The 22073-nt window shown below is 63.8% G+C and carries 20 protein-coding genes and 1 pseudogene; 18 read left to right on the forward strand and 3 right to left on the reverse strand.

The features are described from left to right. The 9 genes from BN2476_RS48495 to BN2476_RS26770 all read left to right on the forward strand — a co-directional run. A partial coding sequence (locus BN2476_RS48495; RefSeq protein ID WP_235850977.1) for an electron transfer flavoprotein subunit alpha/FixB family protein occupies positions 1 to 459 on the forward strand: 459 nt, incomplete at its 5' end. Positions 460 to 490: 31 nt separating this feature from the next. Then, positions 491 to 790: a hypothetical protein gene (locus BN2476_RS26735; protein WP_235850978.1), complete on the forward strand. Its 300-nt coding sequence runs from the start codon at positions 491 to 493 to the stop codon at positions 788 to 790. A 26-nt stretch (positions 791 to 816) separates the two neighbouring features. Next, complete coding sequence (locus BN2476_RS26740; protein ID WP_087737231.1) at positions 817 to 2193, forward strand: NAD-dependent succinate-semialdehyde dehydrogenase; 1377 nt, start codon at positions 817 to 819, stop codon at positions 2191 to 2193. 45 nt (positions 2194 to 2238) lie between these two features. Further along, positions 2239 to 2646 carry a GFA family protein gene (locus BN2476_RS26745; protein ID WP_087737232.1) on the forward strand — a complete coding sequence of 136 codons (408 nt, stop codon included), beginning with the start codon at positions 2239 to 2241 and terminating at the stop codon, positions 2644 to 2646. A gap of 349 nt (positions 2647 to 2995) precedes the next feature. Then, entirely contained in the window at positions 2996 to 3880 is an 885-nt protein-coding gene (locus BN2476_RS26750; protein WP_087737233.1) for a LysR substrate-binding domain-containing protein, read from the forward strand. A gap of 138 nt (positions 3881 to 4018) precedes the next feature. Beyond that, positions 4019 to 5260 carry a CaiB/BaiF CoA transferase family protein gene (locus BN2476_RS26755; RefSeq protein WP_087737234.1) on the forward strand — a complete coding sequence of 414 codons (1242 nt, stop codon included), beginning with the start codon at positions 4019 to 4021 and terminating at the stop codon, positions 5258 to 5260. After that, entirely contained in the window at positions 5257 to 6033 is a 777-nt protein-coding gene (locus tag BN2476_RS26760; protein ID WP_087737235.1) for an enoyl-CoA hydratase-related protein, read from the forward strand. Before BN2476_RS26755 ends, BN2476_RS26760 begins: the two co-directional genes overlap by 4 nt. 29 nt (positions 6034 to 6062) lie before the next feature. After that, a complete protein-coding gene (locus tag BN2476_RS26765) occupies positions 6063 to 6884 on the forward strand; it encodes an enoyl-CoA hydratase-related protein (protein WP_087737236.1) in 822 nt (273 codons plus the stop codon). Between the two features lie 64 nt (positions 6885 to 6948). Beyond that, a complete protein-coding gene (locus BN2476_RS26770) occupies positions 6949 to 8322 on the forward strand; it encodes an MFS transporter (protein WP_087737237.1) in 1374 nt (457 codons plus the stop codon). Between the two features lie 49 nt (positions 8323 to 8371). On the opposite strand, the pseudogene BN2476_RS26775 reads toward BN2476_RS26770, so the two are convergent. Then, positions 8372 to 8545: pseudogene (locus BN2476_RS26775) on the reverse strand (aldehyde dehydrogenase family protein); the annotation flags it as partial. Between the two features lie 127 nt (positions 8546 to 8672). On the opposite strand from BN2476_RS26775, the gene BN2476_RS26780 reads away from it, so the two are divergent. Continuing rightward, positions 8673 to 9431: an AraC family transcriptional regulator gene (locus BN2476_RS26780; protein ID WP_087737238.1), complete on the forward strand. Its 759-nt coding sequence runs from the start codon at positions 8673 to 8675 to the stop codon at positions 9429 to 9431. Between the two features lie 91 nt (positions 9432 to 9522). Here the strand turns inward: BN2476_RS26780 and BN2476_RS26785 are convergent, their stop codons facing one another. Further along, entirely contained in the window at positions 9523 to 11043 is a 1521-nt protein-coding gene (locus tag BN2476_RS26785) for a DHA2 family efflux MFS transporter permease subunit (protein WP_438942903.1), read from the reverse strand. A gap of 537 nt (positions 11044 to 11580) precedes the next feature. Between BN2476_RS26785 and BN2476_RS26790 the strand changes: the two genes are divergently transcribed. The 3 genes from BN2476_RS26790 (at position 11581) to BN2476_RS26800 (ending at position 14547) form a co-directional block, all read left to right on the forward strand. Beyond that, positions 11581 to 12240, forward strand: a complete 660-nt coding sequence (locus BN2476_RS26790; protein WP_087737287.1) for an alpha/beta hydrolase — start codon at positions 11581 to 11583, stop codon at positions 12238 to 12240. Between the two features lie 217 nt (positions 12241 to 12457). Next, the gene (locus BN2476_RS26795) at positions 12458 to 13510 is read left to right on the forward strand and encodes a rod shape-determining protein (protein WP_087737240.1); all 1053 of its coding nucleotides are present in this window, start codon (positions 12458 to 12460) and stop codon (positions 13508 to 13510) included. Positions 13511 to 13764: 254 nt separating this feature from the next. Beyond that, positions 13765 to 14547 (forward strand): alpha/beta fold hydrolase, encoded by a 783-nt coding sequence (locus BN2476_RS26800; protein ID WP_087737241.1) that lies wholly within the window; start codon positions 13765 to 13767, stop codon positions 14545 to 14547. 15 nt (positions 14548 to 14562) lie between these two features. On the opposite strand, the gene BN2476_RS26805 is transcribed toward BN2476_RS26800, so the two are convergent. After that, complete coding sequence (locus BN2476_RS26805) at positions 14563 to 14964, reverse strand: hypothetical protein (protein ID WP_087737288.1); 402 nt, start codon at positions 14962 to 14964, stop codon at positions 14563 to 14565. Between the two features lie 369 nt (positions 14965 to 15333). Between BN2476_RS26805 and gltA the strand changes: the two genes are divergently transcribed. From gltA to BN2476_RS26830, 5 genes are all read left to right on the forward strand, one after another. Then, entirely contained in the window at positions 15334 to 16635 is a 1302-nt protein-coding gene (gltA, locus tag BN2476_RS26810) for a citrate synthase (protein ID WP_087737242.1), read from the forward strand. A 361-nt stretch (positions 16636 to 16996) separates the two neighbouring features. Then, positions 16997 to 19276, forward strand: coding sequence for an amylo-alpha-1,6-glucosidase (locus BN2476_RS26815; protein ID WP_087737289.1), 2280 nt, complete (start codon positions 16997 to 16999; stop codon positions 19274 to 19276). 37 nt (positions 19277 to 19313) lie between these two features. After that, positions 19314 to 20054 carry a YukJ family protein gene (locus BN2476_RS26820; RefSeq protein ID WP_087737243.1) on the forward strand — a complete coding sequence of 247 codons (741 nt, stop codon included), beginning with the start codon at positions 19314 to 19316 and terminating at the stop codon, positions 20052 to 20054. Positions 20055 to 20201: 147 nt separating this feature from the next. Continuing rightward, positions 20202 to 21164 (forward strand): non-homologous end joining protein Ku, encoded by a 963-nt coding sequence (gene ku / locus BN2476_RS26825; protein WP_087737244.1) that lies wholly within the window; start codon positions 20202 to 20204, stop codon positions 21162 to 21164. Beyond that, positions 21161 to 22000 carry a tetratricopeptide repeat protein gene (locus tag BN2476_RS26830; RefSeq protein ID WP_087737245.1) on the forward strand — a complete coding sequence of 280 codons (840 nt, stop codon included), beginning with the start codon at positions 21161 to 21163 and terminating at the stop codon, positions 21998 to 22000. Before ku ends, BN2476_RS26830 begins: the two co-directional genes overlap by 4 nt. Positions 22001 to 22073: the final 73 nt, after the last annotated feature.

The following is a 22073-nucleotide window of genomic DNA, read 5'->3' on the forward strand; positions in this document are numbered from 1 at the left end:
TCGGTCGAGAAGATTGAAGCAGCGGCAGACCAAGGTATCTCGCAGTTCGTGAGCCGCGAAGTGACGAAGCTGGACCGTCCGGAACTGACGTCGGCGAACGTCATCGTGTCGGGTGGCCGTGGTCTGGGCAGCGGCGAGAACTACACGAAGGTGCTCGAGCCTTTGGCCGACAAGCTGGGCGCAGCAATGGGCGCCTCGCGCGCAGCCGTCGATGCGGGCTACGTGCCGAACGACTACCAGGTCGGCCAGACGGGCAAGATCGTCGCGCCGCAGCTGTACATCGCGGTCGGCATCTCGGGTGCGATCCAGCACCTGGCGGGCATGAAGGACTCGAAGGTGATCGTCGCGATCAACAAGGACGAAGAGGCGCCCATCTTCAGCGTCGCGGACTACGGTCTGGTCGGTGATCTGTTCGATTGCGTTCCATCGCTAGTTCTTGAATTGAACGCGCATCAATGAACGCACTATGCCGAATTGCCCGGAAACGCTATTGAATCAGATCGATATTGTCCGCCTGCATGGACTCGCGGTTGCCAACTCGGAAGACGCGAACCTGTGGCGCTGGTTCTCGCTGATGCTGCAGGATTCGCGCATCAGGTGGCGCCTTGCGCATGGCAACTGGCTGGTTTCCGTCGACCATCGCCATGTGGCAACCGAAGCAACTTTCGATGAAGCGATGCGCGCCGCAAAAGCCCGCTTCGATGAACCCGATAAACGGCGGCGACCTCGAATCACCACCACTGAACGCAATGAAACCCGGCTCGATTCGGGCCGTCATCCCTTGTTCTAAAGGCAAAAAAAAAGGAGTCGATGAGTATGAGCTTCCGCACTGTCAATCCGGCAACGGGCGAAGTAGTCAAGGAATATCCGCTGCAATCGGATGAAGACGTTTTTGCCGCGCTGAGCGCTGCGGACAAGCGGTATCACGAGGACTGGAAGTTGAGATCGGTGGCCGAACGCGCCCGGATCGTCGGGCGGGCCGCGCAGATCCTGCGCGAGAAGCGCGACGAATACGCGCGCTATCCGACCCTGGAGATGGGCAAGGTCACGCGCTTCAGTTACCTGGAAATCGATCTGGTCGCCGATATCCTCGACTACTACGCCACGCACGGCGAGAAGTTCCTCGCGCCGCAGCCCGTGCCCGGCGAGCCAGGCGCCACGGTTGTCGCGGAGCCGATCGGTGCGATTCTCGCCATCGAGCCGTGGAACTTCCCCTACTATCAGCTGGCCCGCGTCGCCGCGCCGCAACTGATCGCGGGCAACGTGGTGCTAATGAAGCATGCCGAAAACGTGCCGCAGTGTGCGCTCGCATTCGCGCGGCTGTTCGAGGAGGCGGGAGCGCCGGACGGTGTCTACACCAATATCTTCTGCAGCGTCGATCAGATCGCGAGACTGATCGACGACTTCCGGGTGCGCGGGGTAGCGTTGACGGGCAGCGAGCGAGCAGGTGCCTCTGTAGGCGAACGCGCGGGGCGCAATCTCAAGAAAGTGATCCTCGAACTGGGCGGCAGCGATCCCGCGTTGATTCTCGAAGGCGCGTCGCTCGACCTCGCGATCGAACAATGCGTGATGGGCCGCACGTTCAACTCGGGGCAGGGCTGTGTCAACATCAAGCGCGTCATCGTGGTGGGCAAGGAGCGCGGGGAGAGGATGCTGGCGGCGTTGAAGGAGCGGTTTGCGGCGCTCAAGGTGGGCGATCCCACGGACGAGACGACGGCACTCGGCCCGCTCGTCAGCGAACGCGCGCTGGAAGGGTTGCTCAGGCAGATCGAGGACGCGAAGGCGGCCGGCGCGCGGATCATCCATGGCGGTAAGCGCGTCGAGCGCCCCGGATTCTATCTGGAGCCGACGATCATCACGGACATCGCTGAAGACAACCCGCTCTATCAGCAGGAAGCGTTCGGCCCGGTGCTGTCCTTCTATATCGTGAACAGCGAGGACGAGGCGATCCGGCTGGCCAACGGCAGCAAGTACGGCCTGGGCGCTTTTGTCTTCGACACCGATGTCGAACACGCGAAACAGATCGCGTCTCGCATCGAAGCCGGCATGGTGTACATCAATTCCTGTTTCGCCGACTCGCCAGGTCTGCCCTTCGGCGGTATCAAGAATTCGGGCTTCGGGCGTGAGTTGTCGGAACTCGGCATCGGCGAATTCCTCAATCGCAAACTGGTGCGGGTTGCCGGCGCTGTCTGAGACCGACCGGCGAGCAAACGCAAGACGTCTATCGGGAGAACGGCCATGCTGAATCGGAAAGGCGGCTGCCTGTGCGGCGCCGTACGTTACGTGTTAAAGGGCGAGCCGCAGGCCGCCGCGATATGTCATTGCACGCACTGTCAGAAGCAAAGTGGAAGCTTGTTCTCGTTCAATCTCTTTGTCAGAGAAGCCGACTACGAGCAACAGGGCGAGACGATGGTCTTCACAGACAGAGGCGATAGCGGACAGCCTTCGTATCGCCATTTTTGCGGGCATTGCGGCTCGCCTGTCATCACGAAAGCGGCGATGATGCCCGGGCAGATCATCGTGAAGGCGGGCACGCTCGACAGCATGGAGGGGTTGCGTCCTCCTCAAACCGAGATCTATACCGACTGTGCCGTGGAATGGCTCGAACCGTTTGCAGGCACCAGGCGTTTTGCGCAGAATCCGTAAACGTTACGAATTAAAGGCTCAGTCGATGCTGCACCTCGATGTGAAGGCTCCGGGGTGCGTGGAATAGCGAGGGGTGGATTCGGTCATGATGCGTACGGGAGCATGAGGACGTCCGGAGAGCCCCATGAACCGCCATTCACTTCCCGGCGGCCTGAGCATCTGCAACGGGTCGGCAAGTACATCGCCCTCGACCAAAGACCGTCATTTCAGCGCGATTTGCGCGCAGTTCGAATGCCATTTGCTCCAGTCTCGTTCATCCGTGTTCCACTATCCGGCTAGTGGCAGCATCCCGGATCTTCCTTCGGGCATTTCGCGCCACAATCCGAATATCCTTCTACACGGACAGACTATGGAACGTCGTGCGCTGCTTCCTCCGCTGAATCCCACACGGGCATTTGAGGCGACGGGACGCTTGTTGAGCATCTCTAAGGCCGCTGACGAGTTGGCCGTCACGCCTGCCGCCGTCAGCCGGCAGGTACGCACGCTCGAAGCCTACCTTGGCGTCGATCTGTTCGAGCGAGTGAAGGGGAGGCTCGAGCTGACGTCGGCGGGAGCGCGGTATCTCGCGGAACTGATGCCGCTTTTCGCATCGCTGCGCGCAGCCACTGACAGCCTGCGCTCGCCCGAGCGACGTAGCCGCGTACTCAAGATCCGCTCTCCTGCGACCTTTGCGGTGCGCTGGCTGATTCCGCGTCTCGCGAGCTTTCATAGACTGCACGAAAATATCGATGTTCAACTGACGACATCCTCGGCTCCGCTGAATTTCGCGCGTGAAGACATCGACGGCGGCATCCAGTTGGGCGACGGCAAATGGCCCGGCCTGCGCGTGCAACGTCTGATCGCGAACGAGCTGGTGCCGGTCGCGGCGCCTTCCAGACAGGTCAAGGCCCGCTCGCAACTGCAGGGCGAAACGCTCCTGCATACGCTCGCGCGCCCAGAAGACTGGACGTTGTGGCTGAAGGCAGCGGGTCTTCCATTGAACGGGCGACGCCGTGAGATGCGCTACGAAACGTCGCTGCTCGCCTACCAGGCGGCCATAGAAGGGCACGGTGTCGCGATCGCGCAGAAGGCGCTGGTGCGCGGCGAGCTCGCAAGCGGCGCGCTGGTCGCACCATTTTCGTTCGAGCTCGATCGCGGGCATCACACTTACTACTTCGCGTGGCCGACGGGGCGTCCGCAATCGGAAGCGCTGGAGATTTTCCGCCGATGGCTGCTCACGCTGCTCAATGACTAGCGATGGTGAGCCGATGCCCTTTTAACAAAAAGTCAACGATTCGTTTCGAAATTGTCGATTGTCCAAGATGCCGACGAATACGTAATCTCGTCGGCATGATTCGCTGCAGTGGCGAGTCACGAGACAGGACAATCACAAATGCCAAGAGACAGCCTCAACGGCGTGCGGGTGATCGATTTCTCGCATGTCCTCGCCGGACCGGTCTGCTCGATGACGCTCGCCGATCTCGGTGCGCACGTCGTCAAGATCGAGCCGCCCGATGGCGAGATCGGACGTCGGATCGGGCCGCCGTGGATAAGCGGCGAAAGCCCGGCCTTTATCAGTGTCAACCGGAACAAATACAGCGTTGCGATCGATCTGAAAACCGACGCCGGGCGCCAGGCCGTTCGCCGCATGCTGCGGGAGGCGGACGTGCTGGTCGAGAATTTCCGGCCGGGCGTGATGGCGTCGATGGGACTCGACTTCGACTCGTTGCGGCAACTGAATCCACGGCTCGTCTACTGCTCGATCTCCGCATTCGGTCAGACGGGCACGAATCGTACGCGGCCGGGCGTCGACGGCGTGATTCAGGCCGTCAGCGGTCTGATGAGCACGCTCGGCACGACGCACGCCGAGCCGCTGAAAGTCCCGATCCCTGTCGCCGACATGATGGGCGGCTATCTCGCGTCGATCGCGATTCTCGGCGCGCTGCATCAGGTCCGCAGCGGCGACGGCGGGCAGCATCTGGACGTGAGTCTTTACAACGCGACGCTGATGCTGCAGCAGATCGGTTTCGCCGCGTTTTTCGCGTCCAGGAGCGAGCCGGAAAAGACCGGCAGTGCCGCACCTTATGCGTGTCCGAACGAAGCGTTCCCGACAGAGGACGGCTGGATGATGGTCGTCGCCTACCATCCGGAGCGGTGGCACGCGCTATGTGAGGTGCTCGCTTGCCCGGCGCTCGAAGCCGATCGGAGGTTCGCCACCAACGACGATCGCGTACGCCATCGCGCGACACTGCATCACATACTCGCCGCGCATTTCATCGAACGGACTACGGCGGAGTGGATGAAGCGGCTCACGGCACGGGACATTCTTTGCGCGCCCGTGGCGACGTACCGCGATGTCGTCGAATCGGCGGAGTACGGTGAATGCGGGCTGGAGCGGACGATCGATCATCCCGTCGCCGGCAGGATGCGCACGCACGGTTTCGCGCTTGGCCCGTCCGACCGCCCGGCCGCGCCGGACCTGCCCGCGCCGCTGACTGGCCAGCACACGATGCAGATGCTCGAGCGATACGGCTTCGCCGAAAGCGAGATAGCCGGACTGCTGAACGCGGGCGTGATCCGCGTGGGCCGCGCACCGCACGAGACCCGCGACGACGACCGCAAGGTGACCGCATGAGCGCCGCGATGATCCGAAGCGAACGCTGCGGGCAGGTCGCGCTCGTGCGTCTGGCGTCGGACAATCCGCTCAATCCGCTGACCGACGCGTTGATGGACCAGCTGATCGACGTCCTGCTGCGCAATGAAACCGACCCTCAGGTTCACGCGACCGTTTTGACAGGATCCGACAAGGCCTTCGCGGCCGGCGCGGACATCGTCGCGATGTCGAAGCTCGACTACGCGAGCGCGTTCTCGGATGACTACATCGGCCGTAGCTGGGACCGCATCCGCACGGCCCGCAAACCGCTGATCGCGGCGGTGGGCGGCTATGCACTCGGCGGCGGCTGCGAGCTGGCGATGATGTGCGACATCGTCATTGCCGCAGACGACGCGGTTTTCGGCCAGCCGGAGATCAAGCTCGGCATCGTGCCGGGCGCGGGCGGCACGCAGCGCCTGCCGCGTGCGGTCGGCAAATCGACCGCGATGCTCGCGTGTCTGACCGGCGAGCCGCTTAGCGCCAGCGAAGCATTGGCTTACGGCCTCGTGTCGAAGGTCGTCGCCCGCAAGCGGTTGATCGAAGAAGCGATACGCGTCGGAGAACAGATTGCGCGTCATTCGCTGCCGGTGATCGTCGCCATCAAGGAAGCGGTCAACCGCGCATTCGAGTCGTCGCTCTCGGAGGGACTGTTGTTCGAGCGAAGGCTATTTCACGCGGGCTTTTCGTTCGCCGATCAGAAAGAAGGCATGGCCGCGTTTCTGGAACGCCGTCAGGCCGCATTCCAGAACCGGTAGTGGCCGGGAAACAATCAGGAGACTTTTTCGTGTCAGCTTATCCAAATGATGCCAGTTCACTGGTCGAGTCGTCCGTCGATGCCGGCGTGCTTACGCTCACGCTGAACAGCCCGGGCGACGGCAATGCGCTGACCGTCGCAATGGCGGAGGCGCTGTCGGGCGTGCTGGAGCAGGTCAATGACCGGCGCGACGTGCACTGCGTGCTGCTGCGTTCGTCGTCGCGGCACTTCTGCACGGGCGGCAACGTGAAGGACATGCAAAGCGGCAGCGATCTGATGAGCGGCAGCGTCGGGGAGGTACGCGATCGCCTGCTTCGCAGCCTGCACAGGATCACGCGCGCACTGATCGCGCTTGACGTGCCGTCGGTGTGCGCGGTCAATGGCGCCGCGGTCGGGGCGGGCTGCGATCTCGCGCTGATGTGCGACATCCGCCTGGCGAGCACGAAAGCCTTGTTCGCAGAAAGTTTCTTGCGGCTTGGGCTGGTGTCGGGCATCGGCGGATCGTGGTTCCTGGCGCGGATCGTGGGCTACGCGAAGGCGCTCGAACTGACGTTGACCAATGAGTTCATCGATGCAGAAGCGGCGCGGGGCCTCGGCATCGTCTCGAAGGTGGTGCCGGAGGAGGCGCTCGACATCGAGGCCCGTTCGCTGGCGAAGCAAATCGCGCAAAACCCGCCGACGGCACTGCGCATGGCGAAGCGGCTCGTGCGCGAAGCGGCCGACGCTTCGCTGTCGACGACGCTCGACATGGCGGCAAGCATGCAGGCCATTCTGTTGTGCGGCCACGAGCACAAAGAGGCCGTCGGCCGGTTTCTCGAGCAACAGGCGGCGAAAAAGCGCACACACATGTGATGCGCCGATACGGCCACCGCATCGATCGCGCGAGGCCTCACAAACTGAATCAGAGGAGACGACCATGTCCACGACTTCCGGAGCCCGCAATCCAAAGCCCGGCATGCTGCGGATCATCGCCACATCGAGCCTCGGAACGATGCTCGAGTATTACGATTTCTTTGTCTATGTCGCGCTGACGTCGACCTTGACGCACTTGTTCCTTCCTTCGACCGACCGGACGGTCGCGGCGATGGCGGGCGTCGCCACGTTCGGCATCGCGTATGTCGCGCGGCCGTTGGGCACGGTCATCTTCAGCCCGATGGCCGATCGGGTCGGACGCAAGAAGACGTTCGTCATCACGCTCGCGATCATGGGTGTCGCCACGGTGGGAATCGGCTGTCTGCCGACCTACGCGGCGGCCGGCGTGCTTGCGCCGATTGGCCTGATCACGCTACGCGTGTTGCAAGGCGTCGCGCTCGGCGGCGAATACGGCTCTGCGGTCGTGTACGTTATGGAGCATGCCCCCGCGGGCCGCAAAGGCATGGCGACCAGCGTGCTGCAGAGCACCGCGAGCGTCGGCCTGCTGCTGGCACTGGCGATCGTGTCCGTACTGAAGTTCGCGCTCAATGCATCGACGTTCGAATCCTGGGGCTGGCGCGTCCCGTTCCTGATCTCGGCGCCGATCGTCGCGGTGGCGACATGGGTTCGGCTCGGCATGACCGAAACGCCCGTATTCGCGGAGATGAAACAGGCTGGCCGTCTGTCGAAATCGCCGCTGCAGGACACCTTGTCGAGCGCGACGTCGTGGAAAGCGATTCTGGTGGCGATGTTCGGCGCCCAGGGCGGAACATCGGTGTCGCTCTACACATCGATCGTCTATATGCTGTATTTCCTGCAGAACGTGTTGAAGGTCGATCCTTCGCGCGCGAATCTGTGCCTCGGTGTCGCGATCGTCGTCGCCGCGCCGCTTTATCCCGTGTTCGGTCGTTTGTCCGACGCGATCGGCCGATCCCGCGTCATGTTGATCGGCATCGTGCTCTGGATTCTTGCAGCGTATCCGGCTTTCGCTGGCATCAGGACGAATGCGCTCGCGGGCGGCTGGGCGGCGGCGACGCTGCTCATCGCGCTGCTGGCCGTGTTGACGGCGATGATCATGGCGCCGTTGCCGGCGTTCATCGCCGAGTGTTTTCAGCCGCAGAGCAGGACAACGGGCTTCGGATTGTCGCAACAGCTCGGCAATGTGCTTTTCGGCGGATTCCTTCCGTTGATCAGTCTTTCGCTCGTCAATCTGACAGGCAACCCGCTTGCGGGCGTCGGGTATTCGATCGTGTCGCTGTTGCCCTGTCTGGCCGTCACGTTCTTCTGGGGACTGCGGCAGGACCAGCTCATCCGGCAGCGCAATCACGAGGTCCAGTGCGCAAGCCCTGCGAACGCGGCCCAGTTACCGGTACGCTGAGCCTGCGATGACACGAGGCGCGGCATCTCGATTTCGCGCCTCGCGCCGTTCAGGCGAGACCGCTCATCAGCGTGTATTTCACGTGCACATATTCCTCGATTCCGTAATGGCTGCCTTCGCGCCCATACCCAGATTGCTTCACGCCGCCGAACGGCACCGAATCCGTGCCGACCGAGCCGGAATTCATAATCACCATGCCCGCCTCGAGGTCACGCGACAGCCGGACTTTGATGTTTCTCCATAGCTGTGACTGTGTGACAGGCGGCGTCGCACCGGGATGCGGCATCCGCAGATCGCGCGTGCTAATCTTGGTCGGTTTCGGTTCCTGACAGGGCAAAACGGACAGTCAGATGAGCGATGCTTCCACCGATCCCGATTCTGTCGCGCGGACGGCATTCGTGCTGGGCGCGCGTCACGGCGCACTTGATCAGCCGTGGCGGACGCAGCGCCGCGCGCAGTTTGTCCATGTTGCGCAAGGCGTGCTGAGCGTGCATACGGAGGGCGGCCTGTGGGTCGCGCCGCCGCATCACGCCGTCTGGATGCTGCCGGGCGTGCTGCACGGGATGTCATCGGCGGCGCCCGTCGTGCTGCGCGTCCTGCACGTCGATGCGGGCGCGCCGTTCGTGCCCGCGCGCTGTTGCGTCGTGGCCGTCGACCGTCTGGTGGACGAATTGCTCGGCGCGGCGTCGGCATTCGATCCGCACGCGCCGGCGGACGACGAAGAGCTGCGCCTGATGGCCGTGATCGCCGACCGTCTGCCGCGCCTCGCGCATGTGCCGCCGCTTTCGCTGATCTATCCGCGCGACCCGCGCGCGCGTCATATCGCCGATACGCTCGCGGCCGATCCCAGCAGGCAGGGTGTGCTCGACGTTTTCGCCGAGGCTGCGGCCATCACCGCGCGCACGGCGGCGCGTCTCTTCACGAAGGAAACAGGGCTCACGTTCGGCCAGTGGCGTCAGCAGTTGCGCCTGTTGACGGCGCTCTCGCGTCTGGGCGCGGGTGCGAGCGTCACGCAGGTCGCGCTCGCGGTCGGCTATAGCGATGTTTCGTCGTTTATCGCGGTGTTTCGGGACTCGCTCGGAGAAACGCCCGCGCGCTTTTTCCGCTGACACGCGAGGGGCGCTTCGCAGGCACGCGCCTTTGCATCCGCGTCCAATGCGCGTTCATCGCCCGGTCAGTGCTCGCTCGTCCAATACACGTTCAATGCGCGCCCGAGGCGTCCCCGCCGCCGCCCCGCGCGGGCCGCGTGATCCAGATGAGGGGGATGATCAGCACGAAGATGATCGCCGACGCATAGAAGATGTCGTTCAGCCCCATCATCGCGGCCTGCGTGTTCACGGTGAAATCGAACATCGCATTCGACGTCGACGGGCTCACGTGCAACAGCGTCTGGGCCGCGTCGATCTGCTGCGCGAACACGGGGTTGTTCGCGTTGGCCTGCTCGGTCAGGCGTTCGTGATGCAGGATCGTGCGGTTGTTCCAGGTCGTGCCCGCGATCGACGTGCCCACTGCGCCGCAAAACACCCGCACGAAATTCGACAGGCCCGCCGCCGCCGGCACTTTCGGCCCCGGCTGGCCCGCGAGAATAATGGCCGTCAGGGGCACGAAGAACATCGCCATCGGGATGCCTTGCAGCAGCGTCGGCAGCACGAGGTGCCACGTGTCGATCTCGATCACGTACTTCGAGCGCATGAAGAACACGATCGCGAAGCCGACGAACGCGAGCGTCGCGATGATGCGCGCGTCCGAGCGCGGCAGCACGCGCCCCATCACGGGCGCGAGGATCACTGCGAAGATGCCGAGCGGCGCCGTCACGAGCCCGGCGTCGACGGAACGGTAGTTCAGATACTCCTGCATCCATTGCGGCAACAGCACGAGATTGCCGAAGAACACCGCGTACGCGACGGAAATCGCGATCGTGCCGCCCAGAAAATTGCGCTGCGTGAAGAGCCGCAGATCGACGACGGGATTCGGCTCTGTCAACTCCCACACGAGAAAGAACGAGAAGCTGATCAGCGCCGTCACCGCGAGCGCGACGATCACGGGCGAGCCGAACCAGTCCAGATCCTTGCCTTTGTCGAGCATGATCTGCAGCGATGCGACCCATGTGATCAGCAGGCCGAGGCCGACGACGTCGATGGGCAGCTTGCGCGTCGGCGTTTCGCGCGTGCGGTAGATCATCCACGTGACGCCCGCCGCGAAGATGCCGACGGGAATGTTGATGTAGAAGATCCACGACCACGAGTAGCTGTCGGTGATCCAGCCGCCGAGCGCCGGGCCCGCGATCGGGCCGACGGTCGCCGTCATCGCCCACAGCGAGAGCGCGCTCGACGATTTCTCCTTGGGCCACGAGTTCAGCAGAATCGCCTGCGACAGCGGAATCAGCGGACCGGCCACCGCCCCCTGGAACACGCGTGCTAGCAGCAGAACGGGCAGCGACGGCGCGACGCCGCACAGCCACGACGCGATCACGAAGCCGAGAATCGCGCCGACGAACAGCCTGATCTGCCCGAAGCGCTGCGTGAACCAGCCCGTCAGCGGAATCGACACGGCGTTCGATGCCGCGAACACCGTGATGACCCACGTGCCTTCGTCGACGGAAACGCCCAGATTGCCGGAGATCGTTGGGATCGCAACGTTGGCGATCGAAGTGTCCAAAACGTTCATGAACGTCGCCAGCGCGACGGCGAAGGTCGCGAGCACGAGTTGCCCGCCATGCAGCGGCGGCGGAGCAGGCGGCCCGGGCGGCGGCGCGGCGGGCTTCGGCGGGGAGGGTGAATCGTTCGATGGGCCCGGTCGGTTCGGATCGTTCGGGTTCGGATCGTTCGGCTCGCTCAAGCGGATCTCCGGCGGTGAACACGCGCAAGCCGTCGGACGGCACGGCCTTGTCGGCGGTGGCTAACGGCCCGTCATGCCGATGATAGTCGCAAGCGCCAATCGGCACCGGCGGATTGCACAGGCGGTGGGATTTGTCGCGCTATCGCGGCGGCGTTGCGCGATTGCGCGGTTGCGTTGGGACCGCGCTTACGAGCGTGTTTAGCCGCGCGTTCGGGTCCGCACTTTGCGTGTGCCGAAGAGCGGAACAGAAATGCGTTGTCCAGTGGTGCGTAGCCCGTCGATGTCAGTTGTTGGGCGCCACACACGCTTTGTGCAAAACGCGCGCAAAATCGCGACACGCGGCGTATGCTCCCGCCTGCGCGTGACACGGCAGCGGAGAGGCCCGCGGTGCACGCCGCGCAAGATGAAAGGATGAAGGCGATGGCCTGGGAACGATTCGACAACGGCTGGCGGCTCGCGCCCGCCGATGGACCGGCGACGGCGCTGGTCGTGCTGCTGCATGGCGTCGGCAGCAATGCTCAGGACCTCGTTCCGCTCGCGGATCTCTGGCGTGCAGCGCTGCCGCAAGCGGCGTTCGCGTCGCTCGACGGCAGCGAGCCGTTCGACGGCGGCTTCGGCGGGCGTCAGTGGTTCAGCCTGCGCGACGTCGACGAAGGCAACCGTCCGGGGCGCGTCGCGGCCGGATGGCCCGCGCTGCAAAAAATGCTCGATGCCGAACTCGCGCATTGGGCTCTCGATTACGGCCGGCTTGCGCTCGTGGGCTTTTCGCAAGGCTCGATGATGTCGCTGCATCACGTGGCGACGAATCCGCAGGGCGCGGCCGCCGTGGTCGCGTTTTCGGGGCGGCTCGCGTCGCCCATCGTGACACGCAGCGCCACGCCCGTGACGCTGATCCACGGCGAAAACGACGCCGTGATTCCCGTGCAGGAAACCGAACGCGCCGCGATCGCGCTGACGGACGCGGGCTTCGACGTCGAAGCATTCGCGCTGCCGGGCGTCGGCCATACGATTTCCGGCGACGGCGTCGAACTCGCACGCGAAGCGCTGATGCGCGCGCTCACGCCGCTCGCGCGGACCTGAAACGCCTTCATCGCAAACGCACACACGAGACTCGTCGACACGGCCGCTCGCGCGGCTGCGCGACATCTTGAATCAATATTCCTAAAGTTCGCCAGGTATCTGCCGATATGCGCTCAAGGGCCGGAAAAACTTTCCGACGCACTGCCGCAACGCTTGCTCGCGGTTTGACATTTTCGCTGCCGACCCGGCAGCTCAACACTTTTAAAAGAGCCTGACTATGGCCAGATCGCATGCGCAATCGGTTTTTGGACGCCTGTTCAGCGACTCCGTGGCGGTCGACCTCGGCACGGCCAACACGCTGATCTACACCGACGACGGTGGCATCGTGCTCAATCAGCCGTCGGTGGTGTGCTTTGACAGGCAAGAGTCTGCGGCGGGGCGCAAGCGCGTCGCGCTGGTCGGCGACGAGGCGAAGCAGATGCTCGGGCGCACGCCCGTCAATCTCGAAGCGGTGCGCCCGATGCGGGCTGGCGTGATCGCCAATTTCTCGGCGGCTGAACACATGATCCGGCAGTTCGTCGGAATGGCGCGTCCGCGGCCGTTCTTCGCGCGCCGCGCGTCGTTCACGATCTGCGTGCCGTCCGGCGCGACGCAGGTCGAGCGTCGCGCGATCCGCGAGGCGGCGGCGGCCGCCGGCGCACGCAAAGTGAGCCTGATCGACGAATCGCTCGCGTCGGCCGTGGGCGCGGGCTTGCCGGTGTCGTCGGCGACGGGATCGATGGTCGTCGATATCGGCGGCGGCACGACGGAGATCGGCGTGATCGCGCTGGGCGGCACCGCGTACACGGGCTCGATCCGCGTCGGCGGCGACCAGTTCGACGCGGCCATCATCAAGCACGTGCGTAACAACTTCCATGTGCTGCTCGGCGAGCAGACGGCCGAGCACGTGAAGAAGACGATCGGCTCGGCGCTCGCGATCGTGCCGCCCGACACGATGCGCGCGACCGGTCGCGGCATCGACGACGGCTTGCCGCGCACGGTCGAGCTGTCGACGCAGGATGTCGTCGAGGCGATCGCGGCACCGCTGCGTCAGGTGCTGGGGGCAGTGAAGGCCGCGCTGGAAAACGCGCCGCCCGAGCTCGTCACCGATATCGCGGACGCGGGCATCGTGCTGACGGGCGGCGGCGCGCTGCTCGGCAATCTCGCGCGCTACTTCAGCAACGAACTGCACATCGACGTGCGCGTCGCTGACGAGCCGCTGACGTGCGCCGTGCGCGGCGCAGGCGCGGCGGCTAGCGCAGGGCTGGTCGAAATGTCGGCGTATGACTGACGCAATCGTTTGACATTCTTCCGGGCGCTTCAAAGGGCGTTTTAAAGGGCGCTGCAAAGGCCGCTGCAAAGGCCGCCTCCCCGCGTTGCTCGCGCCATATCCGCCAGCCGCAAACGCGAGCGAAAGCGCTGTGTGACAATGAGGCTTTGATGGCGCGCGTGTCGTGAACCGCGCGCCTTTTTCATTGGCCTCTTTCAGTGACTCCGATATCCGCTTCATCACCGCGTTTCGTCGACCTGCCCAACGGCTTGCGCATGCCATATGTCGAGCAGGGCGAGGGCGAGCTGCTGCTCTTCGTGCACGGCTCGCTGTGCGATTACCGTTACTGGGACGCGCAGCTCGCGGGCTTGTCGAAGCGCTATCGATGCGTGGCCGTCAGTCTCACGCACTACTGGCCCGCCGCCGATACACCCGCGACGATTCCGTTCAGCTGGAGCAGTCATGCCGATGAAGTCGCGCAGTTCATCGAGCGTTTCGGCGCGGGCGCGGCGCACGTCGTCGGGCATTCGCGCGGCGGCTGTGTCGCGTATCACTTCGCGCGCCGTCACGCGCACCATGTGAAGACGCTGACGCTCGCCGATCCGGGCGGGCCGCTGCAGATCGGCGACCGTGCGCCCGCGAGCCTGCCAGAGACGGTCAATGCATTGCGGGCGCGTGCCGCGCGACTGATCGAAGAAGGGCAGGTCGATGCGGGGCTGCAACTCTTCGTCGATTCCGTCAGCCGTCCGGGCTTCTGGTCAAAGAGCACGCCGAATTTCCGGCGCATGGCGACTGACAATGCGCACACGCTTGTGCGTCAGTTCCGCGATCCGTTGCCTGCCTATACGCTCGACGACGCAGCGGATGTGAAGTGTCCCGTGCTGCTGATCGACGGCGAGAAGAGCCCGCTGATGTTCCGGCGCACAGCCGAAACGCTCGCCTCATGGCTGCGCGACGCGCGCCGCGAAACGGTGCCAGGCGCGTCGCACGGAATGAATCTCGCGCATCCCGCCGCCTTCAACCGTTTCGTCGACGCCTTCATTCAGGCCTCGCGTTGAAGTTCTTCTGACAGGTCAGTCTTTCGCGTGAGCATCGACGTCGAGCGCGCGCTCGGCCGCTTCGCCGACGAAGCCGCGATAGTACAGATGCACGCCGATCGCGAGCGAGTCGTGACGGATCTCGTTGAACGCCTTCCACGCCTTCAGCGGCTCCTTGAACACGAGGTAATGCGCTTCCTGCGAGACGAGACGCGCCACCTGATGCAGGCCATGCCCATGCAGACGGTCGACGAGTTCGTCGAGACTGCGGTGCGTGCGCGCGTCCGTGCGCGGATAGAGCATGTGCAGAACCGCGACCTTTTCCGTGGCGAGCGCCGCCGACAGCGCGAGCACGATGTCCTGATGATTCAGCGCCGTGACGACGATATCGTCCGTTTCTTCTGTCGCGGGAAAGAGCGTGTCGATGTTCATGTTCATTTTGTGCATTCCTGTGTCTGACTTTAAAAGAGACCCGCCGCTCAATGGATCGCGCGGCGGGTCAAAGACAGCGTTGTGTCTTGCAGGGGAAGCTCAACACGAATCCAGTATCTCAGACGCGATTGCGTTTGACGCCACGTGCTGGAGCAAAACATTGTTGCATTGAGCGCTCTCTCTTTCATTAGTCTGTCGTTGGGGAGCCTTTATTCCATGGTCGAGTATTGCTTCGTGCGAGATTGATTGTTGCGCGAGAGCGGTGCAATCAAACGGCATGCGGGCCGTAGAATGCTCACGGCTGCCGGAGGTGCGGATGCGCGTCATCGCCGGCTTCGCAATGTCTCAGGAATGCAAAGTCGAAAGGAATCCCAGATGAACGTATCAACGACCAAAGCCTTGCTGTCGTTTTCGAATAGCGACGAGAAGATCGAACTGCCAGTTTATAAAGGATCGATGGGTCCCGACGTAATCGATATTCGCAAGCTGTACGGACAGACGGGCAAGTTCACTTACGATCCGGGCTTCATGTCGACGGCGTCGTGCAATTCGGCGATTACGTATATCGATGGCGACAAGGGCGAGCTGCTGTATCGCGGCTACCCGATCGACAACCTCGCGCAGAACGCCGACTTCCTCGAAACGTGCTATTTGCTGCTGAAAGGCGAGTTGCCGAATGCGCAGCAAAAGAAGGAATTCGAAGACACCGTCACGAAGCACACGATGGTGCACGAGCAGATGCATTTCTTCTTCCGCGGTTTCCGCCGCGACGCGCACCCGATGGCGATTCTCGTCGCCGCGGTCGGCGCGCTGTCGGCGTTCTATCACGACTCGCTCGACATCAACGACCCGACGCATCGCGATGTGTCCGCGATTCGCATGATCGCGAAGCTGCCGACGCTCGTCGCGATGGTGTACAAGTACTCGATTGGCCAGCCGTTCGTGTATCCGCGCAACGACCTGTCGTACAGCGCGAACTTCATGCAGATGATGTTCTCGAACCCGGCGGAAGAGTACAAGGTCAACGACGTGCTGGTGCGCGCGCTGGACCGCATCCTGATCCTGCATGCAGACCACGAGCAGAACGCGTCGACGTCGACAGTGCGTCTTGCCGGTTCGTCGGGCGCAAATCCGTTCGCGTGCATCGCGGCCGGTATCGCCTGTCTGTGGGGCCCGGCGCACGGCGGCGCGAACGAAGCCGCGCTGAACATGCTGGATGAAATCGGCTCGGTCGACAACATCCCGAAGTTCATCGAGCAGGTGAAGGACAAGAACTCGGGCGTGAAGCTGATGGGCTTCGGCCACCGCGTCTACAAGAACTACGATCCCCGCGCGAAGCTGATGCGCGAAACGTGCCACGAAGTGCTGAACGAACTGGGCCTGCACGACGACCCGCTGTTCAAGCTCGCGATGGCACTCGAAAAGATCGCGCTGGAAGACGAGTACTTCGTATCGCGCAAGCTCTATCCGAACGTCGATTTCTATTCGGGCATCGTGCAGCGCGCGCTCGGCATCCCGACTGCGATGTTCACCTGCATCTTTGCAATGGCGCGTACTGTCGGCTGGATTGCACAGTGGAACGAAATGATCGCCGATCCCGAGCAGAAAATCGGCCGTCCGCGTCAGTTGTTCGTCGGCGAAACGCCGCGTGACGCGAAGCCGGTTGCACGCCGATAAGCGTTTGTCAGTTATCCAGGCTTGCTTTTGAACGCCGCTATCCGCGGCATCGTCTGAAAGCGCAGGCGCCGTTTCCGCAAGAGGGAAACGGCGCCTGTTTTCATTTCAGGCACTGCATTCGATATCGGCAGGATGGCGAATCAATTCCTTTGCGTTTCGACCGTGCGCTGAGAACGCCGCTGGCGCCTGAAGCCCTTTCGCGCATCGACAGCACGACCCGTGCCATGTGCGCCGCTCGACTCCCGCTTCATGCCTTACACGAAAAAATCATGACGATCGGGGCACCCGTCGCGCTATCCTCTGTCCTAATTGCGCGAACCCTCTACAATCGGAACGAAGCCACTAGCACAGGAGCATGCTGATGCAGGATCCAGAAGCACTCGGCGGACTGACCCATCAGGGCGGCGTGGAGTATCACGGCGAGGACCCCGACGGCGCTTTCATCGCACCGGAAAACCTGAACGTCGCCGCCGCGACGCAGCATGTGCTGAAATCGGGCGGCACGTTCATCGTCAACGATCCGCTCGGCGATGTGACGGGGCACGACGACGGCCTGTTCGTCAACGATACACGCGTGCTCTCGCAGCTGCGCCTGACCTTCGGCGGCCGCGCGCCGTCGCTGCTGTCGGGCAGCGTCAGCAGCGACAACACCTCATTCACCGCGCATCTGACCAACCGTCCGCTGCCGCCGCTCGGCGGCGCCAGCACGCCGGAAGGCGTGATTCACGTCGAACGCGTGCGCGTGCTGTCGGGCACGGTGATGAACGAAGCGATCGAGCTCACCAACTACGGCACGACGGATGCCGTCGTGCCGCTGTCTATTTCGTTCGCGGGCGACTTTCGCGACATGTTCGAAGTGCGCGGCCTGAAGCGCGACCGTGGAGGCACGATCGAAACGCCTCGCGTGCACAAGAACGAAGTGTTGCTCGGCTATGTGGGTCTCGACGACGTCGTGCGCCGCGTGCGCGTCGCCTTCTCTCCGATGCCCGACAAGCTGCTCGCGGGCCGCGCCGATTACTCGGTGAATCTGCCGGCGCAGGCATGCGTGTCGATCTATCTGTCGGTGGCCGTGCAGGTCGAGGCGCACAAGGGCGCGCCCGACGTCAACGTGCCGCAATCGACGCATACCGTCACCGAGCTGCACGTCTCGCAGATCGATGCGGCGCGGCCTCGCGTGGGCCGCTCGGCCGTGCGTGCGGCGCTCGTCGACGCGCACCTCGTGATGCGCGAGCGGCGCCGCGCATCGGCGCGCGTGCGCTCGAGCAATCCGCTTTTCAACGCATGGATCGACCGCTCGCAAGCCGACCTCAATTTGCTGACGACGGATCTCGCGACGGGGCCGTATCCGTATGCGGGCATTCCGTGGTTCTCGACGCCGTTCGGGCGCGACGCCGTCATTACGTCGTTGCAGACGCTGTGGCTGCAGCCGGGTCTCGCGCGCGGCGTGCTGCGCTTTCTCGCCGAGCATCAGGCGAAGGAGGACTCCGCATTCCGCGATGCCGCCGTCGGCAAGATCATGCACGAAATGCGCCGCAGCGAAATGGCGGCGACGGGCGAGGTGCCGTTTGCGCTGTATTACGGCGGTGTCGATACGACGCCGCTGTTCATCGTGCTCGCGGGCGCTTACGTTGCGCGCACGGGTGACACGAAGCTCGTCGACGAGTTGTGGCCGGCGCTCGAACGCGCGACGAAGTGGGTGTCGGCCGTGTGCGACCGCAACCGCTACGGCCTGCTCGATTATCAGCGCGCGTCGGACAGCGGCCTGGCGAACCAGGGCTGGAAGGACAGTCACGATTCCGTCTTTCACGCGGACGGACGCTACCCCGACGGGCCTATCGCGCTCGTCGAAGTGCAGGCCTATGCGAGCGCCGCGTTCGACACGATGGCGCACTTCGCGACGCTGCGCGGCCAGACCGAAGAGGCCAAGCGCTACACGCAGCGCGCGACGGCGATACGCGCGTGTGTCGAAGACAAGTACTGGATGGACGACACGAACTTCTACGGCATCGCGCTGGACGGCAAGGGCGATCTGTGCCGCGTGCTCGCGTCGAATGCGGGGCATCTGCTCGCGTTCGGCTTGCCGTCGCGCGAGCGCGGCGAAGCCGTGGCGCGTGCGCTGGAGTCGGCGCTCTTTCATACCGGCTGGGGCGTGCGCACACTGGCGGCGGGCCAGCCGCGCTTCAATCCGATGGCGTATCACAACGGCTCCGTCTGGCCGCACGACAATGCGATCTGCGCGCGCGGCCTCGCGCGCTACGGCGCCAAGGCGGCCGCCGTGCGTCTGTTGCAGGCGCTCTTTCAGGCAGCCGTCAATTTCGACATGCGGCTGCCGGAGCTGTTTTGCGGCTTTCCGCGTCGCCGTGGCGAACCGCCGACGGCGTACCCCGTCGCGTGTCTGCCGCAAGCCTGGGCAGCCGGCTCGCCGTTCATGATGCTCGAAGCGTGCCTCGGCGTGACGATCGACGCGGCACGGCGCGAAGTACTGATCGAGCAGCCGATGCTGCCCGAAGGCATCGACTGGATCGAGATCAGCGATTTGCGCGTCGGCGATTCGTCGGTGTCGATCACGTTCCGGCGTGTCGCGGGTAAGGTCGTGGCGTCGGCAGAGCAGGGGGATGTGCGGGTGATCGCGCTGTTGTAAGCCACCGACTTTCAACCTTCTTCGACGGAGCCCGAACATGCCGCAAAACGTCTACGTCGTGTTCAAGGGCACGCTGAAACTGGGCGTGCCCTTTCTCGACGGCTACAAGGGCGACCCCCACTATGTGATCGTGGTCGACGATACCAAAGGGGGCGACTTCGAGATCGTCACCAACGTGAAGTCCGACAGCTCGCTCGCGGGTGCCGCCGGATACAACGTGCTCTATGCGTGGAACCAGTATTTCGATCATCCGATGATCGCCGATCTCGCGAAGCTGCCGCTCGGCCTCACGCAGACGGGATTTCCGAAGCTGGACTACGTGCACGACACGCGTCTCGTCGATCTCACGACGATGCGCCCCATCACGCTCGATACGCAGACCGAGCACAACGACATCAACGCGCTGGTCAACGGGATGTTGCAGCTCGACATGTCGGCGGCGCCCGTCGACTATGTGTATCGGAGCAAGAGCGGCACCGATAGCCGGCGCGGCTGGAAGCCCACGAAGAATGTCACCGTGTACGGCTTCGGCTTTCTGTTCGAGCCGGAGAAGGACGGCTTGCACGAGACGCACATGAACCAGGGCAATCCGAAGCCGCAGCCCGGCAGCCACGTGAGGGACCATTCATCGGAGAACGGGACCTTTCAGGACGGCGCGGTGCTGGTCGAAGTGGATGGGCGGTTCCAGGCGCTCTTCGTGGCGTTCCAGACCCAGCTCGTGCCGACCGACAACCGGGGCTGGCCGATTCCCGGCACGTCGCATCCGATTCTCGGCTAGCGATACCCTGACGTGCCCATCGCTGCACGGTGCTGACACAGTGCTAAGCTTGCAAACGCGTTCAGCGAATTTTCAGGGGCGGCGTCGCGCTTGCGCCGGATTCATCCGACGAGTGCCGGCAGGCGCAGCAGCCCACGGGAGAAGCTCATGGCGGCACGCTCGATTGCATCGTTGTCCCTCTCGTTCGGCCTCGTGTCGATTCCTGTGCGGCTCTATTCCGCGACCGAAAGCGGGTCGGACGTGCGCTTCAACATGCTCGCGCCCGACGGCTCGCGCGTGAAGCAGCAATACATCTCGGAGACGACGGGCGCCGTCGTCGAGCGCTCGTCGATGAAGAAGGGCTATGAGTTCGAGAAGGACCGCTTCGTCGTCTTCACCGCCGACGAACTGAAGGAGCTCGAAGAAAGCGCGAGTCATGTCGTCGAGATCGTGGCCTTCATTCCGGAGAAGTCGGTCGATCCCGTCTACTACGACAAGGCGTACTACATCGCGCCCGACAAGCGCGGCGGCAAGCCGTATAGCCTGCTGCAACAGGCGCTCGCGGAAAGCGGCCGCTGTGCGCTGGCGAAGTGGGCGTTCAAGGGCAAGACGCGCATCGTTCAGGTGCGGCCGGCCGAAGACGGCCTCGTGTTCCAGCAACTGCTGTTCGCGGACGAAGTGCGCTCGCTGAAGGACCTGAACATCGAGCACGTGAGCGTCACTGCGTCGGAATTGAAGCTCGCGATGCAGATCATCGAGCAGGGCACCGAGGACCATTACGACCCGAGTGCCTACGAGGACGAGGAGAAAAAACGCATCCTCGCGGCCATCGATCGGAAGATCGATGGCCAGCAGGTCATCTCGGCCGAGCGCGCGGATGTGCCCGAGCCGGGCGGCGAAGTGATCGACCTGATGGAAGCATTGCGCGCGAGCCTGAAAGGCGGCGCGAGGGCCAAGCCTGCGGCCGCATCTGCGAGCCCGTCCGCGAGCCCGTCCGCGAGCCCGCAAAAGCGCAAGGCTGCCGAGCCGGTGACAGACATCGCCGCCGCGCCGAAAACGCGTAAGCCCGCCGCGCGCGCGGCAAAAGCACCCGCCGCCGACGTGCCGGCCAAGGTTCGGGCGCGCAAGTGACGGGAGCGGACGCGGCGCATAGCCTGTCGATGCGCGAGCTGGAGTCGATGCTGGGCGTGTCGCGGCGAGTCGTGTCGGGACTCGTCGACGCCGGCTTCGTGACGCCGACGCGTGGCCCGCGCAACGCGCTGCGCTTCACGTTTCAGGATGTCGTGCTGCTGAGGACGGCGCTCCAGTTGCGCGCATCCAATATTCCTCCGCGCAAGATCGTGCAGGCGTTGAAGCGCCTCAGGTCTGAGTTGCCCGATGCATTGCCGCTGTCGGGCATTCGCGTCACGGCTGTCGGCAATGAGATCGTGGTGCGAACGGGCCCATCGCAATGGGACGCGATAACAGGCCAGCATCTGCTCGACTTCGAAGTGGCGCAGATCAGGGGCGACGTGGTGTTTCTCGAATCGTCGCCGCAGCCGAAGGACGCCGCGCGCGAGGCCGACGAGTGGTACGGCCTCGCGGGCCAATTGATCGAGTCGGATGCGAAGGGCGCGGAGCAGGCGTATAGAAAAGCGATAGCGCTTTCGCCCGAGCCGTTTTATGCAGCGTATGTCGATCTCGGCGCGCTGCTATGTGAAAGCGACGCGCGCTGCGAAGACGCGCTGCATGTATTCGACGACGCGCTGTCGTATTTCCCCGAAGACGCGGTGCTTCATTTCAATCGCGCGGTGGCGCTGGAAGGACTGGAGCGGCTTGCGGATGCGGAGCGAAGCTACGAGCGTTGTCTCGAGCTCGATCCGTCGTATGCGGATGCGCATCACAATCTCGCCATTCTTCTCGATGGCCTCGGCGACCAGCAGGGGTTGTTGCGGCATCTGAATGCGTATCGGCGGTTGACGACCTAGCGCGGCCGTCTGCGCCAATCTTTGAGCACGTCCGTTCTGCTGATTCTCGATTGGCGAGCGTCCAAAAAGGCGT

The sequence above is a fragment of the Paraburkholderia piptadeniae genome (genome assembly GCF_900007165.1).
GTDB classification, from domain to species: domain Bacteria; phylum Pseudomonadota; class Gammaproteobacteria; order Burkholderiales; family Burkholderiaceae; genus Paraburkholderia; species Paraburkholderia piptadeniae.